Raw genomic sequence first — 14,687 nt, forward strand, 5'->3', positions numbered from 1 at the left:
TTTTGAAAAACTTTTTTTGTATTTTTTTAATCTTCCAAATATATTCTCTTGATTCTGTGTGCCATAGAGGTGATTAATTCGTAAGAAATGGTACCTACTGCTTCGGCTAGCGTTTCAGCTGTATGATTTTTATCGAATACAATTACTTCATCACCTTCTTGACAAGGAACTTCAGTAACATCTACTAAAATCATATCCATACATACATTACCAATAATTGGGGCTTTTTTTCCATTGATGAATACAAAACCTTTTCCCTTGCCATAAATACGATTGATACCATCGGCGTGACCTACAGGGATTGTTGCAGTTTTAGTGATATGGTTGGCAATATAACCACGATTATAACCTAAGCTATCACCTATTTGCAAAGTGTGTAGTTGAGAGATTACACTTTTTAATGTCATAATAGGTGTAAGATATTGTTGTAGTTTAGTATCATTAGCAAATCCATACATTCCTATGCCACAACGTACCATATCAAATTGTGCGTGAGGATAGTTTAGTATGCCTGAAGTATTACATTGGTGATAGAGTACTTTATGAGTGAAAATTGTGTTTATTTTTTCTTGAAAAGCTATAAAGGTATTTATTTGGTTTTCAGTAAATTCTTTCTCATTCATATCTTCGGAAGCAGCTAAATGAGAATAAGCTGTTTTTACTTTTACAGTAGTATTGTTTTTCAACAAAGTAAGTACCTCTTCTATTTCACTCAAATCAAAGCCTAAACGATTGAGCCCTGTATTACATTTAAGGTGTACAGGATAGTCTGCTAATTGTTGTTTTTCAGCATAGCCTAAGAATAGTTTGGCAATACGTTGTGAATATAAGGTAGGTTCCAAGTTATATTTTACAATATCACCAAAGTTTATAGGTTGTGGATGTAATACTAAAATAGGAAGTGTAACTTCAGCTTTTCTAAGTGCAATACCTTCAGAAGTGTAAGCTACTGCAAAATAATTAACTAATCCTTTTTTTTGTAAGTGAGACGCTATGGTTACAGAATTATTTCCATAGGAAGAAGCTTTCACTACAGCTAAGAACAAAGTAGTAGGTTTGAGTCGGTTTTTTAAATAATGAATGTTTTTTTCTAATGCAGTAAGGTTGATTTCTAAAATGGTTTCTTCTGTTTTCATTTATTCTTTAATTTTTCTAACATTAATTTTGTTTGTTCTGAAAGTACTAATCTACCTGAAATAGCAGCATTATCAATTAGTTCTTTTTCCCAATGTTCAGTGTGTTGCCAAGTAATACGTTTCATTTCTGACAAAGCTATAGGATTAGATTTTAGTAGGGTAGCTATGAAATGCTCTATAGCCTCATCCATATCTTTTGTATTTTCGAATACACGTGCTACTAATCCCTTTTGTTGAGCCCAATAAGCACTTTTCCACTGATCGGGCGCCATAAATAGTTCATTGAGAGTTGATTGTCCTGCTTTTCGAAGAATGGCAGGGGCTATTACAAAAGGACCTATACCTAAAGATAGTTCAGAGAGTTTGATACTCAAAGCTTCAGTAGCAAACGCATAGTCTAAAGCAGCGATCAATCCTACTCCACCTCCAACAGCTTTGCCTTGTACACGACCAATGATGAGTTTTTTACAACGACGCATTGCTAAAAAAAGGTGTGCAAAGCCTTCGAAAAATCGTTTACCCTCTTCTTCATTTGTAACTGCTAAAAGTTCATCAAAAGATGCTCCAGCGCAAAAAGCCTTATCTCCTTCACTTTTAAGAAGAATGATACTTACTTCTTTGTTTTCAGAAAGAGTCTCAATTTCTTTGGTAAGTCTATTGAGTAACTCTAAAGGAAAAGAGTTGGCGTTTGGATGTCCAAAGGTAGTGATAGCCAATTGTTTATCTATTTTTGTATATAAAGAACCTTGTAATCTATCAGTCATTATTATTAATATAAATTTTCGGCAAAAATAAAACTTTTTTTGCAAATAGGTTTGGTAATTCAAAAAAATATTTTACCTTTGCCGCGCAAATGGGGATGTAGCTCAGTTGGCTAGAGCGTTTGGCTGGCAGCCAAAAGGTCGTGGGTTCGAGCCCCATCTTCTCCACAACTAAAAAAGCTATCTTTCTTGGGATAGCTTTTTTAGTTTCTAATTACATTTAAAATTAGTGAAATCTTGTTTCTAATTTGATATATTCTAAAAATTCCTTTCTTACTTCAGGATTTTTAAACTTACCACCGAACTCAGCAGTAACTGTACTGCTATCAATATCTTCTATACCACGAGAGTTTACACACAAGTGTTTAGCATCTATAATGCAAGCTACATCTTCAGTACCGAGAGCGCGTTGCATTTCTTGGACAATTTGCATTGTAAGTCGTTCTTGCACTTGTGGACGTTTTGCATAATACTCTACTATACGATTCATTTTGGAAAGACCTAACACTTTGCCATTAGAAATATACCCCACATGGGCGCGCCCTACTATAGGTAATAAATGGTGTTCACAAGTAGAATATACTACTATATTCTTCTCAACTAACATCTCACCATAGTGGTAAGAGTTATTAAAAGTAGACATTGAAGGTTTACGTTCAGGTAATAAGCCCCCAAAAATTTCTTTTACAAACATTTTAGCTACACGTTTAGGGGTACCTTTCAAACTATCATCAGTTAAGTCCATTCCCAAAGTGTGGAGGATAGCACGTACGTGTGTTTCTATTTCAGCTATTTTTTCACTTTCGCTTAACTGAAAAGCATCAGCTCTAAGAGGTGTAACAGCTGAGGTGGCAATATGGTTGTCGCCTAATATATCTTCTTCTTGATTTTTATTCATTATGTTTTTTATGTTATGAGAATGCAAAGATACAAATTATTCATCAAATGTTAAAACTTTTTTGTGTTTTACATCTTGGTTGGTAATTGCTAAACGTATTACTTCTTCCATATCGGTTACATAGAGAAAAGTAAGTCCTTTAAGGTATTCTTGTTTGATTTCCAAGATGTCTTTTTCGTTGTCTTTACATAAAATATATTCTTTAATACCTGCACGTTTTCCTGCTAAAATTTTTTCTTTGAGACCACCCACAGGGAGAACTTTCCCACGCAAGGTAATCTCACCTGTCATAGCAAGGTGTCTTTTCACGCGTTTTTGGGTAAAAAGAGACATTAATGAGGTGAGCATTGCAATACCAGCACTTGGACCATCTTTAGGAGTAGCTCCTTCGGGTACGTGTATGTGTACATCGTAATTGCTAAAGAGTTTAGGGTTAAGATTATATCGTTCAGCATTAGCTTTTAAATATTCTAAGGCGATGGTAGCCGATTCTTTCATTACCTGACCTAAGTTACCTGTAATATTCAGTACACCTTTTCCTTTAGAAAGGGCAGATTCTATAAAGAGGATATCACCTCCTACACTTGTCCAAGCTAATCCAGTAACCACACCTGCTACCTCATTGTCTTCATATTTATCACGTTCTAAGCGGGCAGGTCCTAATATTTTTTCTATAGTTTCTATAGTGAGTTTAGGGTCGTACGCTTCTTCCATTGCAAGGTTTTTAGCTCCATAACGTACTACTTTGGCAATTTCTTTTTCCAAAGCACGCACACCAGATTCACGAGTGTAGCCTTCAACAATGCGTTCTATTTCTTTTTTACCTAACAGCAAATCAGTATCTTTCATACCGTGTTCTTCTAATTGTTTTGGCAATAGATGTCGTTTGGCTATTTCAGTTTTTTCCTCTATAGTATAACCTGTTACGTTGATGAGTTCCATACGATCGAGTAAAGCAGGTTGTATGGTAGAAAGATCATTGGCAGTAGCGATGAACATTACTTTAGAGAGATCATAGCCCATTTCGAGGAAATTGTCGTAAAACTCCCTGTTTTGTTCAGGGTCAAGCACTTCGAGCATTGCCGAAGAAGGATCTCCTTGGTAACTATTGCTACCTAATTTATCAATTTCGTCTAACACAAAAACAGGGTTAGAGGTTTTAGCTTTTTTGAGTTGCTGTAATATACGACCAGGCATTGCACCTATATAAGTTTTACGGTGCCCACGTATTTCAGCCTCATCGTGCAAACCACCTAAAGACATTCGTACATATTCGCGATTTAAGGCTTTAGCAATAGAACGACCTAAAGAAGTTTTTCCTACCCCAGGAGGTCCGTAGAAACACAAAATTGGTGATTTCATATCATTACGCAGTTTGAGTACTGCTAAATACTCTATGATACGACGTTTCACTTCTTCTAATCCATAATGTTCTTTATCGAGGATTTTCTGAGCACGTTTTAGGTCGAAGTTATCTTTAGAATATTCATTCCAAGGTAATTCTAAGAGTACTTCTAAGTAGTTACGCTGGATACCATAGTCGGGGCTATTAGGATTGGTGCGTTGTAGTTTGCTGAGTTCTTTTTCAAAGAGTTCTTTTATTTTGTCGTCCCATTTTTTGGTTTTAGCTTTCTTTTTGAGTTCTTCCATCTCTTGCTCATACGATACACCGCCTAATTCTTCTTGAATAGTGCGCATCTGCTGATGCAAGAAGTACTCACGTTGTTGCTGATCGATATCAATACGAGTTTTCGATTGTACTTCGTTGCGCAGAGTAAGACGTTGCAAGTCGATGTTTAAATATTTTAAGATAGCTGTAGCGCGCTCTTTCAGCTCATCAATTTCCAATACGCCTTGTTTTTCCAAAACGGTAGCATTCATATTGGATGATATAAAGTTAATGAGGAACGAGTAACTTTCTATGTTTCGGATAGCAAAAGCAGCCTCTGAAGGGATGTTTGGATTTTCCTGTATAATTTTAATAGAAAGGTCTTTTACTGCATCAATAGTTGCTTCAAACTCTTTATCATTAGGGTCGGGTTTTATATCCGACATTTCTTTGATCACCGCTTTGATATAGGGTTTTTCTTCAACAAAACTTTCTATTTCAAAACGTTTTTTACCTTGAATAATGATAGTTACATTGCCATCAGGCATTTTTAGTACTCTGAGTATACGAGCTACTGTACCAAAGCGGAAGAGATCCTTACCTTCTGGAATCTCCGTTTTTTCATCTAATTGGGCTACCACACCAATTGTTTTAGTAGTGGCATAAGCTTCATTAATAAGATGAATAGAAGCATCACGTCCTGCAGTGATAGGCACTACTACGCCTGGGAAAAGTACAGTATTTTTTAAGGGGAGGATAGGTAATACGTGAGGAATGCGTTCACGTTCTATTTCTTCTTCATCTTCTAAAGTGAGAAGTGGTATAAATTCAGTATCTTCATCGATATGTTCAGCAACAAGGCTGTCAAAATTTCCTATATTCATATTTGTATTATTAGAAAGTGCCATTTTGTCAGTAGTAATTATTTTATACAAGTAAAAAAATATATATAAATTACTGACAAACAAGACACTAAATAAAAAATAGTTAATGTTTTGCGTATATATTGCAATAGATGTGCCAAGATTAGGTAATTAGTTTAAGGATAGATTTTAAATAGAAAAGAAATTATAGTAGTGTAATTGAAGAAAATATTTTTTGGAAACTTTTTTTGTTTATTAAGTTTTTTATCGTACCTTTGCCCCCGATTTAGAACAAACAAAAGATGGATTTAATTAAACTTTCTATTAAGCGTCCCAGTGTGCTTATTGTGATGCTCTTATTGTTGCTACTTGGTGGCTTCTATTCCTATAAGTTATTGAACTACGAACTCATTCCCAAATTTGAGGTAAATGTAGTTACTATTTCTACTGTGTATGCAGGAGCCTCTCCTTCGGAGATTGAGAGCACCGTGACAAAGAAAATTGAGGATGCCGTTTCGGCTTTGGAAAATATCAAAAAGATACAATCATATTCGTATGAAAGTCTTTCAGTGGTTGTAGTACAACTTACTAACGATGCGAATGTAGATAACACCCTTAATGAGGCACAGCGCAAAATTAATGCAATAAGAGCTGATTTGCCCGATGATGCTAAAGAACCATCATTGAGTAAATTCTCTCTTTCCGATTTGCCTATTGTGTCTATTGGAGTAACTTCTAAGTTATCGGCACAAGAATTGTACGACTTGGTAGATAAAAAAATACAGCCAGAGTTATCACGTGTTCCAGGAGTAGCACAAGTAAATATAATAGGTGGTCGCAAACGTGAAATACGCGTGAGTATTGACGCTAAAAAACTAGAAGGTTACGGACTTTCTATTGCTCAAGTACAACAGTTAATTGCAGCTTCGAATATGGAAATTCCTGCGGGTAAAATTAAAACTCGTGAGAATAGCACTTCTATACGTTTGCTTGGTAAATTACAAGATGTAGAACAATTGCGCAACCTTATACTTGCTTCACAGAATGGAGTAGAGATACGACTTTCGGATGTAGCTGATGTACAAGACACCGAAGAAGAAGCTACCAAAATAGCACGTATAGACCAAGAAAATACTCTCTTGTTACAAGTATTGAAACAAACCGATGCCAATGCAGTATCGGTGAGTGAGTTGGTGCGCAAAAAAATGGCTCAAATAGAACAAACGTATAAAAATGAAGGTGTAAAGATGCTATTAGCAGAAGATACCAGTGAGTTCACCTTAGAAGCAGCCAACTCTGTAATGTCCGATTTGATATTGGCAATTGTATTGGTAGCAGTAGTGATGTTCTTCTTCCTCCACAGCCTACGTAATGCTATTATTGTAATGGTATCTATACCTACTTCTCTCATCGCTACTTTTATAGGTATGTATTTCTTTGGTTTTACACTGAACTTGATGAGCCTTGTTGCCCTTTCGATGGTGGTAGGTATCTTGGTGGACGATGCTATTGTAGTATTAGAAAACATTCACCGTCATATGGAGATGGGTAAGAATAAAGTGCGTGCTGCTTTTGATGGCTCTAAGGAAATTGTGCTTACTGTAATGGCAATTACCTTAGTAATCGTTGTAGTGTTCGTTCCTATTTCATTAGGTAATGCTATTGTGGTAAAAGTATTACGTGAGTTCTGTTTGACCGTAGCTATTGCTACAATGCTTTCATTATTGATGTCTTTTACAGTAGTTCCTTGGTTGTACTCTCGGTTTGGAAAATTAGAGCACGCAAATCCCAATTCATTTTTAGGAAAACTAACCATAGGCTTTGAAGGATACCTCAAACGCTTTACACAGTTCTTCTCTGACTTATTGGTATGGGTATTTGCCAATAAATGGAAAACTATTATTTTGGTATTTTTCCTTTTTGTAGGTTCTTGTTCATTGATTCCTACTGGATTTATCGGATCTGAGTTTATGCCTAATATGGATAGAGGAAAGTTTTTAGTACAGTTTGAATTGAATAAAGATGCTTCCTTAGAGCAGACTAACTTTATGACCCAAAAAGCTGAAAACTACCTTCGTAACCTAAAAGTAGAGGGTACTAATAAACCTTTGGTAGAGAGTATGATTACTACTGTAGGACAGTCTACCAGTGGTATGGGAGCTTCACAAGCAACCCCTTACAAATCGGAAATACAGCTTACTATTATTGATAAGAAAGAGCGTAGTGAATCGACTAACGTGATTGCTGCAAAGCTGAAACGTGAGCTAAGTCAGTATTTGGTAGATGCTAAAGTGAAGACTGTACCGGTAGGAATGATGGGAGCTGAACAAGCACCAATTGCTTTGGTAGTTACTTCTGACAATTTGGAAGTAGCCCAACAGTACGCTGAGAAAACAGCTGAGCTTCTTAAAACTGTTGAAGGTGCTACTGAAATTAAGCTTTCCTCAGAATCTGGTAATCCCGAAATAAATGTGCAGATAGACCGCGATAAGATGGCAATGTTAGGACTTAATATTGCTACTGTAGGGGGAACGATGCGAACCGCTTTTAATGGTAATGACGACAGTAAGTTCCGTACAGGAGATTCAGAATACAATATTAATATAGTGTTTGAAGAAGGTAGCCGTCAGTCTATAGACGATATAGAAAATATGATGTTTATCAACTCAGTGGGACAACAGGTAAAACTATCACAATTTGCGACTATAGCCTACGCTTCAGGACCTACACAGCTGGAACGTTATGACAAATCTCCTTCGGTAACAGTACAAGCCCAATCGGTAGGTCGTCCTACAGGTACTATAGTTTCAGAATGGAAAACTAAGATAGACCAATTAGAAAAACCTGCTAACGTACACTTTGTTTTTACAGGTGACCAAGAGATGCAAGACGAAGGATTCGGCACCTTGTTTATATCACTCTTTGCAGCTATTCTTTTAGTTTATATGGTAATGGTAGTGTTATACGACAGTTTTTCACGACCTTTTGTGGTATTGTTCTCTATACCGCTTTCGTTTATTGGGGCTTTAGTAGCTTTGGCATTAGCCAATATGTCACTCAATATCTTTACTCTTTTAGGTATCATTATGCTTATCGGGTTGGTTGCTAAGAACGCGATTATGTTAGTAGACTTCGCAAACCACCGCAAGCAAGAAGGGGAAGATACAGTAACTGCATTAATACAAGCAAACCACGCCCGTTTACGCCCTATCTTAATGACGACTATCGCAATGGTAGCAGGTATGATTCCGCTTGCTATTGCTAATGGAGCAGGTGCCGAAGTGAACAATGGTTTGGCGATTGTAATTATAGGTGGACTTATTTCCTCATTGTTCTTAACACTTATTGTAGTGCCTTTGGTATACCTTATTTTTGACAATATTGGCAGACGTTTTGGTAAAGGTACTAAGACTGATTACGAAAAACTGATGATTGCTGATTACGAGCATCGAGACATCAAAGGCGAACACGAAGTATAACTATTCATCTTTATAAAAAGAAAGGGCTGTCCAATTGAGGACAGCTCTTTTTTAATAACATACAATAAACATTTAGTTAACAAAATTCATCATAAGCTTGTTGAAGATTTTCAGCAATTACTTCTGCCATACGACCTTCAATATGATGACGCTCTAACATATGCACCAATTCTCCATCTTTGAATAAAGCAATACTTGGAGAAGAAGGAGGAAATGGTAACATATATTGGCGTGCTTCTTCCGTAGCTTCTCTATCAACTCCTGCAAAAACTGTAGTGAGATGGTCAGGTTTTTTAGCATTTTGTAAACTATAAAGTATAGCAGGGCGTGCATTACGAGCCGCACAACCACAAACAGAGTTCACTACTACAAGCGTAGTTCCCTTTTGTTCAATAGCACTTTTTACAGCTTCAACTGTTTTTAATTCTTGAAAACCAACGTTTGTTAGTTCTTCTATCATTGGTTTAATCAATTCAAGTGGATACATAATATTTCATTTTTAAATCGGGTGCAAAGGTAATAAAAAAAAATATATCACAAATTATTTTGTCAATTAGAAATTATGTTGTACTTTTGAGCCACTGACTAAACATTAATTTTAAATGAAAAAAATTACAACTGCCGAAGAAGCTTTAAAAGTAGTGAAAAGCGGTGATTTTGTCTATATACACGGAGGAGCAGCCGTACCTGAAATATTAGTAGATGCCCTTGTAGCACGAGCACCCGAGTTAAAAAATGTTACCATCGGGCATATCCATATAGAAGGAGATGCCCCTTATGCCGACCCTAAATATAAAGATAGTTTCTATATAGATTCTTTCTTCCTTTCTAAGAATGTCCGACATATAATAAAAGCAGGTAATGGATCATATACACCTATTTTTTTAAGTGATATGCCATTACTGTTCGATCGCAAACAGGTGAAAGTAGATGTAGTACTTATACAAGTATCGCCCCCTGATAAATTTGGATTCTGCTCTATGGGAGTGAGCGTAGAGGCTTGTAAATCGGCCATTCGCAATGCTAAATGCGTTATAGCAAAAGTAAATAAGAAAATGCCACGCGCTTATGGCGATGCTCTTGTGCATATAGATGAAATAGACTATTTGGTAGAACAAGATGCTCCTATTTTTTCATTACATCTTTCAGAACCCAATGCTATAGAAAAGCAGATAGCCCAACATATAGTACCCCTTATAAAAGATGGCAGTACTTTACAATTGGGTATTGGAAATATTCCAAATGCTACTTTAGGTGAAATGGGACACCTTAAAAATTTAGGCATTCATACAGAACTTCTTACTGAAGGAGTGCTTGATTTGGTAAAAAAAGGAGTTATTAATGGCTACGAAAAGAAAATTGATAAAGGTAAAATCATAGCTTCATTTGCGATGGGGTCACAAGAGTTATACGATTTTATAGACCATAACCCTTCAGTAGAAATGGCAGAGGCTTCATATACCAATGAAGTATCTGTTATTCGTCAGAATCCCAAGATGATTTCTATTAATTCGGCTATAGAAGTAGATATCACAGGCCAAGTATGTGCAGACTCTATAGGTAGCACTATCTATTCAGGCTTTGGTGGACAAATAGATTTTGTGCGTGGAGCTATGCTAAGTGAAGGAGGTAAATCTATTATTACATTCCCTTCAGTAACTAATAAAGGGGAAAGTAAAATTGTACCCTTTCTCAAGCAAGGAGCAGGTGTAGTTACTACTAGAGCACACGTACAGTATATAGTAACTGAATATGGAGTTGCTGAACTGTTTGGCAAAAGCCTAAAAGAACGCGCTAAAGCTCTGATAGCCATCGCACACCCTAATCATAGAGAAGCCTTAGAAAGGGCTGCTTTCAAGATGTATAAGTAAAAATTAACTTTAAATATTATTTCGTTTATGGAAACAAAAAATGTAAACTTCCTAAGTATAGCGCTTAGAAATGGGATTTTATTAGGGCTTGTATCTGTAGCCTTTACTGTATTATTATACGTAACCGACTTTTTGTATACAGATAACACTTTATTAGCTGTTATTACTTGGTTGATAAATATAGCCATTTCTGTAGTTTTTATTGCAATAGCAGTAGAACAATACAAAAAAGCTAATGAAGGCTTTCTCTCTATAGGAGAAGCTATCAAAGTAGGGGTAGTAGTCGCTGTTATAGCAGGAGTGATTGGAGCTATTTACCAAGTGATATACGCAACTATTATTGACCCTGACTACTATGATAAGGTAGTGGAGGTTGCAATGAAGAAAATGAGTGCTATGGCAAATTTTAATGAAGAACAGTTAGAAGAATTCCAAGATAAAATGTATGCTAACAAACCTTCTATCGTTTCATCATTTTCTACTTCTATAATATTTTCGGCTATTGGAGGAGTCATTATCTCAGCTATTGTAGGAGCTGTGAAGAAAAAAGAACAGCCAATGCCTCTTTAATGGTTGCTCCCTCTCAATAGATAAAAACAACTGATTATCAGTAATAAAACTTTACCAAAGATTGTAGCGCAACAAGCTATTGAAACTTTGGCAAAGTTTTTTTATTATAAAAGAGCTAACATTGCTCGTTGCTTTTTGATACTATTAAGTCAAACACATAAAATTTCGTTTTAAAAAGAAGAAACAGAAATTGAAACAAATTAGTTTCAAAATTTAAAAAAAATCGGTAGCAAGCTACCTAAAATACTTTGCTAAAACCATTCTCACAAGGGAAAACCTCATTTTTTGTTTAATTCATAATGACGTAAGCCACACTTCTTTACTCATTGAATTTCGTACGTTTTCCTTAGTTAGTTCTTAACTATTACTTGCTAATTGTTAATTAATTTGTACCTTTGCAACCTCTTTAAGACATTATAAGTATGGAAAAAGTAAAGAAATTCAGACTTGATTTTATTGATGTAATTCGTGCCTTTGCTATTTGTATGATGTTACAAGGGCACTTTGTAAATGGACTTATTGCTGATCGTTATCGCGATGAAAACAACTTTATCTACTGGTTTTGGCATTATTGTACAGGTATTACCGCTCCTGTGTTCTTCACTGTTTCGGGGTTTATCTTCACTTTTTTATTGGTAAAAGAAAGTGATGCTACAAAAGTAGGCTGGAATAACCCTCGCGTGATGAAAGGTATTAGGCGTGGACTGATGCTCATCGGTATTGCTTACTTCTTGCGTATGAGTTTCCAAAGTGTAGATGTACTGCACTGTATTGGGCTTTCACTCTTGTTGCTTATCGCTACTTACTTACTTTCATATAACCGCAAGTCGTGGGTAATGCCTACGATATTGCTCACCACTACCCTACTGGCGTTCACTTTTGAGCCTTTTTACAAGGATTTGCGCTTTGATTCACTACCTTTGCCGATTGCTAATTACCTGACTCGTGCACACGGTAGTTTCTTTCCTATTTTTCCTTGGTTTGGTTATGTGTCGTTTGGAGGGTTTATGGGATATCTATTTCAGCGATATAAAAATCACCCTCACCTATACCGCAATGCTATTCTGCTATTTCTAAGCGTAGGAGCATTCTTGTTGTGGGGTTTTCACTTTATGATAGAACAACTGTTCTATATCAACCATTCGCCATTTTTTGAGCAACTAATGCAGGATTTTGCTTATTTACGTTTGGGAAATGTGTTACTCGTGTTTGGTTTCTTTGCCCTAATGCGTAATGTGATTACTTCACAACTGATTAAAACTATTGGGCAAAACACCCTATCGATTTACGTTATACACTGCTTTATCATATACGGTAGTATTACCTCACACGGGCTTATACAGCACTTCGGAGGGCAGTTGAAACCTTATCAAGTGGTATTAGGAGCGCCTGCCTTTATAGCCGTGTGCGTATGGTTATCGTTTATTTACAACCGCATAAAACCTGTTATCAAATCAGGAATTGCTTTTGTATTAAAAGAAATCAGAGCTTTTTTGGTAGAGAGTTACCAATTTATTGTAAAACTATTAGGAAGGCTTGTTGCCTTATTTGTTAAGGAATGAAAAAACATCTTATTATTTTAGCTTCGGTTATGGCATTTAATAACATACAAGCACAACAACCTCTCACCCCCGAAAAACTATGGGAACTACATCGCGTGAATGGTATAGGTATTACCCCCGACCAGCAATACGTATTGGTGAGTGTGAGTACTCCAAATATAAAGGAAAATACTTTTAACAAAGAATACTATAAACTTGCCGTAAAAGGAGGTGTTCCCATTCCTATAAGCAAAGAAGAGGTAGAAAAGCTCACTGCTAAATACAATACCGATAAAAGCCTAAAACTCACTCATAAGGAAGTAAAATTAAAGTCGGTTTTAGGGAAAGACTTCTATACTGACTTAGAAAAATCATCGGGGAAGCTGTACAGTAGCTTAGACCACCGTCATTGGGATACGTGGAATGAAGGCAGTTACAATCACGTGATGATAGAAGATAGTAATGGCAAGCAAACCGATATAATGGAAGGACTGCCCTATTACTGTCCGCAGTTGCCTTTTGGAGGTGATGAGGATTATATATGGAGTCTCGACGGCAAAAAGGTACTTTATGTTACCAAAGCCAAAGTAGGCACTGATTATGTACTGAGCACTAATACTGATATCTACGAGTACGACCTCACCTCGAAAAAAACAACAAACCTCACCGAAGGAATGATGGGGTATGACACCAACCCTCAGTATAGCAAAGAGGGCGTATTGGCGTGGCTTAGTATGGCACACGACGGTAATGAAGCTGATAAAAACGACCTTTATATATTGAAGGACGGCAAGCGCATTAACCTTACAGCTAACTGGGATAATACTGTTTTCAGTTACCGATGGAGCAATGATGGGAAGCAAATATACCTAATTGCGGCTACCCAAGGAACAGAGCAAGTGTTTGTAGTAGCTCCTTTTAGTAAAGATACTACTCCAAGACAACTCATACAAGGCGTATTTGATGTGAATAGTATAGTAGGACAAGCAGGAGACCAATTGGTTGTGATGCGCACGGATATGAACCACGCAGCTGAACTGTATACTATCAATTTAAAAGAGAAAAAAGGACGCATAACACTATCACAGCTTTCACATTTTAACGATGAGCTATACAAAGGGATTGCTGAATGTCCTATTAAGGAGCGTATCATCAAAACTACTGACGGCAAGAGAATGCACGCTTGGGTAATTTACCCACCCAACTTTGACCCTAACAAGAAGTACCCTACCCTACTCTACTGCCAAGGAGGACCACAATCTGTTGTGAGCCAGTTTTACAGTTTTCGTTGGAACTTTCAAGTAATGGCTTCGCAAGGTTATATAGTGATAGCTCCCAACCGCAGAGGATTACCAGGCTTTGGGGTAGAATGGAATGCGCAAATTAGTGGAGATTGGGGCGGACAGCCAATGCGCGATTACCTATCGGCTATTGATGATATTGCTAAGGAACCTTATGTAGACAAAGAACGATTGGGAGCTATAGGAGCCAGCTACGGAGGATATTCAATCTACTACTTAGCAGGTATTCACCAAAAACGTTTCAAGACGTTTATTGCCCATTGCGGAGTATTCAACTTACAAAGTATGTATGGTACTACCGAAGAGCTCTTCTTCAACAACAACGAAATAGGAGGTGCTTATTGGGATAAAAAGAACGCCGTAGCGCAAAAATCGTATAAAGAGTTCAATCCTATAGAGAAGATTACAGAATGGGACACCCCTATTCTCATCATTCACGGAGGAAAGGACTACCGAGTACCCGAAGAACAGGGATTCCAAGCTTTTACAGCAGCTCAACTGAGAGGCATCAAAAGTGAGTTACTTTATTTTCCTGATGAGAACCACTGGGTATTACAACCTCAGAATGGACTCTTATGGCAGAGAACGTTCTTCAAATGGCTAAAAGAAACACTATAACATAATGGAACAACAAATAGAAAAGAGGCTGTCCGAAAAG

General features: G+C 36.8%; 10 protein-coding genes and 1 tRNA gene. 6 read left to right on the forward strand and 5 right to left on the reverse strand.

Annotated elements, in window-relative coordinates; genetic code table 11:
- Window positions 1-26: 26 nt before the first annotated feature.
- Together alr and JMN12_RS12785 are read right to left on the reverse strand one after the other, a co-directional pair.
- On the reverse strand, window positions 27-1,136 hold the full coding sequence (gene alr / locus JMN12_RS12780) for an alanine racemase (protein WP_088594247.1): 1,110 nt from the start codon (window positions 1,134-1,136) through the stop codon (window positions 27-29).
- A complete protein-coding gene (locus JMN12_RS12785) occupies window positions 1,133-1,900 on the reverse strand; it encodes an enoyl-CoA hydratase/isomerase family protein (protein ID WP_088594246.1) in 768 nt (255 codons plus the stop codon). The genes alr and JMN12_RS12785 overlap by 4 nt, the downstream gene beginning before the upstream one ends.
- Window positions 1,901-1,991: 91 nt before the next feature.
- Between JMN12_RS12785 and JMN12_RS12790 the strand changes: the two genes are divergently transcribed.
- Window positions 1,992-2,065, forward strand: a tRNA-Ala gene (locus JMN12_RS12790).
- 58 nt (window positions 2,066-2,123) lie between these two features.
- Here JMN12_RS12790 and folE read toward each other — a convergent pair.
- Window positions 2,124-2,795 carry a GTP cyclohydrolase I FolE gene (folE, locus tag JMN12_RS12795; protein ID WP_009751174.1) on the reverse strand — a complete coding sequence of 224 codons (672 nt, stop codon included), beginning with the start codon at window positions 2,793-2,795 and terminating at the stop codon, window positions 2,124-2,126.
- 36 nt (window positions 2,796-2,831) lie between these two features.
- On the reverse strand, window positions 2,832-5,288 hold the full coding sequence (lon, locus tag JMN12_RS12800; RefSeq protein ID WP_088595299.1) for an endopeptidase La: 2,457 nt from the start codon (window positions 5,286-5,288) through the stop codon (window positions 2,832-2,834).
- 281 nt (window positions 5,289-5,569) lie between these two features.
- Between lon and JMN12_RS12805 the strand changes: the two genes are divergently transcribed.
- A complete protein-coding gene (locus JMN12_RS12805) occupies window positions 5,570-8,746 on the forward strand; it encodes an efflux RND transporter permease subunit (protein ID WP_203139609.1) in 3,177 nt (1,058 codons plus the stop codon).
- Between the two features lie 76 nt (window positions 8,747-8,822).
- Here the strand turns inward: JMN12_RS12805 and JMN12_RS12810 are convergent, their stop codons facing one another.
- Window positions 8,823-9,233, reverse strand: coding sequence for a BrxA/BrxB family bacilliredoxin (locus JMN12_RS12810; RefSeq protein WP_203093455.1), 411 nt, complete (start codon window positions 9,231-9,233; stop codon window positions 8,823-8,825).
- Window positions 9,234-9,348: 115 nt separating this feature from the next.
- Between JMN12_RS12810 and JMN12_RS12815 the strand changes: the two genes are divergently transcribed.
- From JMN12_RS12815 to JMN12_RS12830, 4 genes are all read left to right on the forward strand, one after another.
- The gene (locus JMN12_RS12815; protein ID WP_198472729.1) at window positions 9,349-10,617 is read left to right on the forward strand and encodes an acetyl-CoA hydrolase/transferase family protein; all 1,269 of its coding nucleotides are present in this window, start codon (window positions 9,349-9,351) and stop codon (window positions 10,615-10,617) included.
- Between the two features lie 27 nt (window positions 10,618-10,644).
- Window positions 10,645-11,187 (forward strand): DUF4199 domain-containing protein, encoded by a 543-nt coding sequence (locus JMN12_RS12820; protein WP_203093457.1) that lies wholly within the window; start codon window positions 10,645-10,647, stop codon window positions 11,185-11,187.
- Window positions 11,188-11,609: 422 nt separating this feature from the next.
- Window positions 11,610-12,749, forward strand: coding sequence for a heparan-alpha-glucosaminide N-acetyltransferase domain-containing protein (locus JMN12_RS12825; protein ID WP_203139610.1), 1,140 nt, complete (start codon window positions 11,610-11,612; stop codon window positions 12,747-12,749).
- The gene (locus tag JMN12_RS12830; RefSeq protein ID WP_203139612.1) at window positions 12,746-14,647 is read left to right on the forward strand and encodes a S9 family peptidase; all 1,902 of its coding nucleotides are present in this window, start codon (window positions 12,746-12,748) and stop codon (window positions 14,645-14,647) included. Before JMN12_RS12825 ends, JMN12_RS12830 begins: the two co-directional genes overlap by 4 nt.
- The last annotated feature ends 40 nt before the right edge of the window (window positions 14,648-14,687 follow it).

It is taken from the genome of Capnocytophaga genosp. AHN8471, assembly GCF_016806945.1.
Taxonomy (GTDB): Bacteria; Bacteroidota; Bacteroidia; order Flavobacteriales; family Flavobacteriaceae; genus Capnocytophaga; species Capnocytophaga periodontitidis.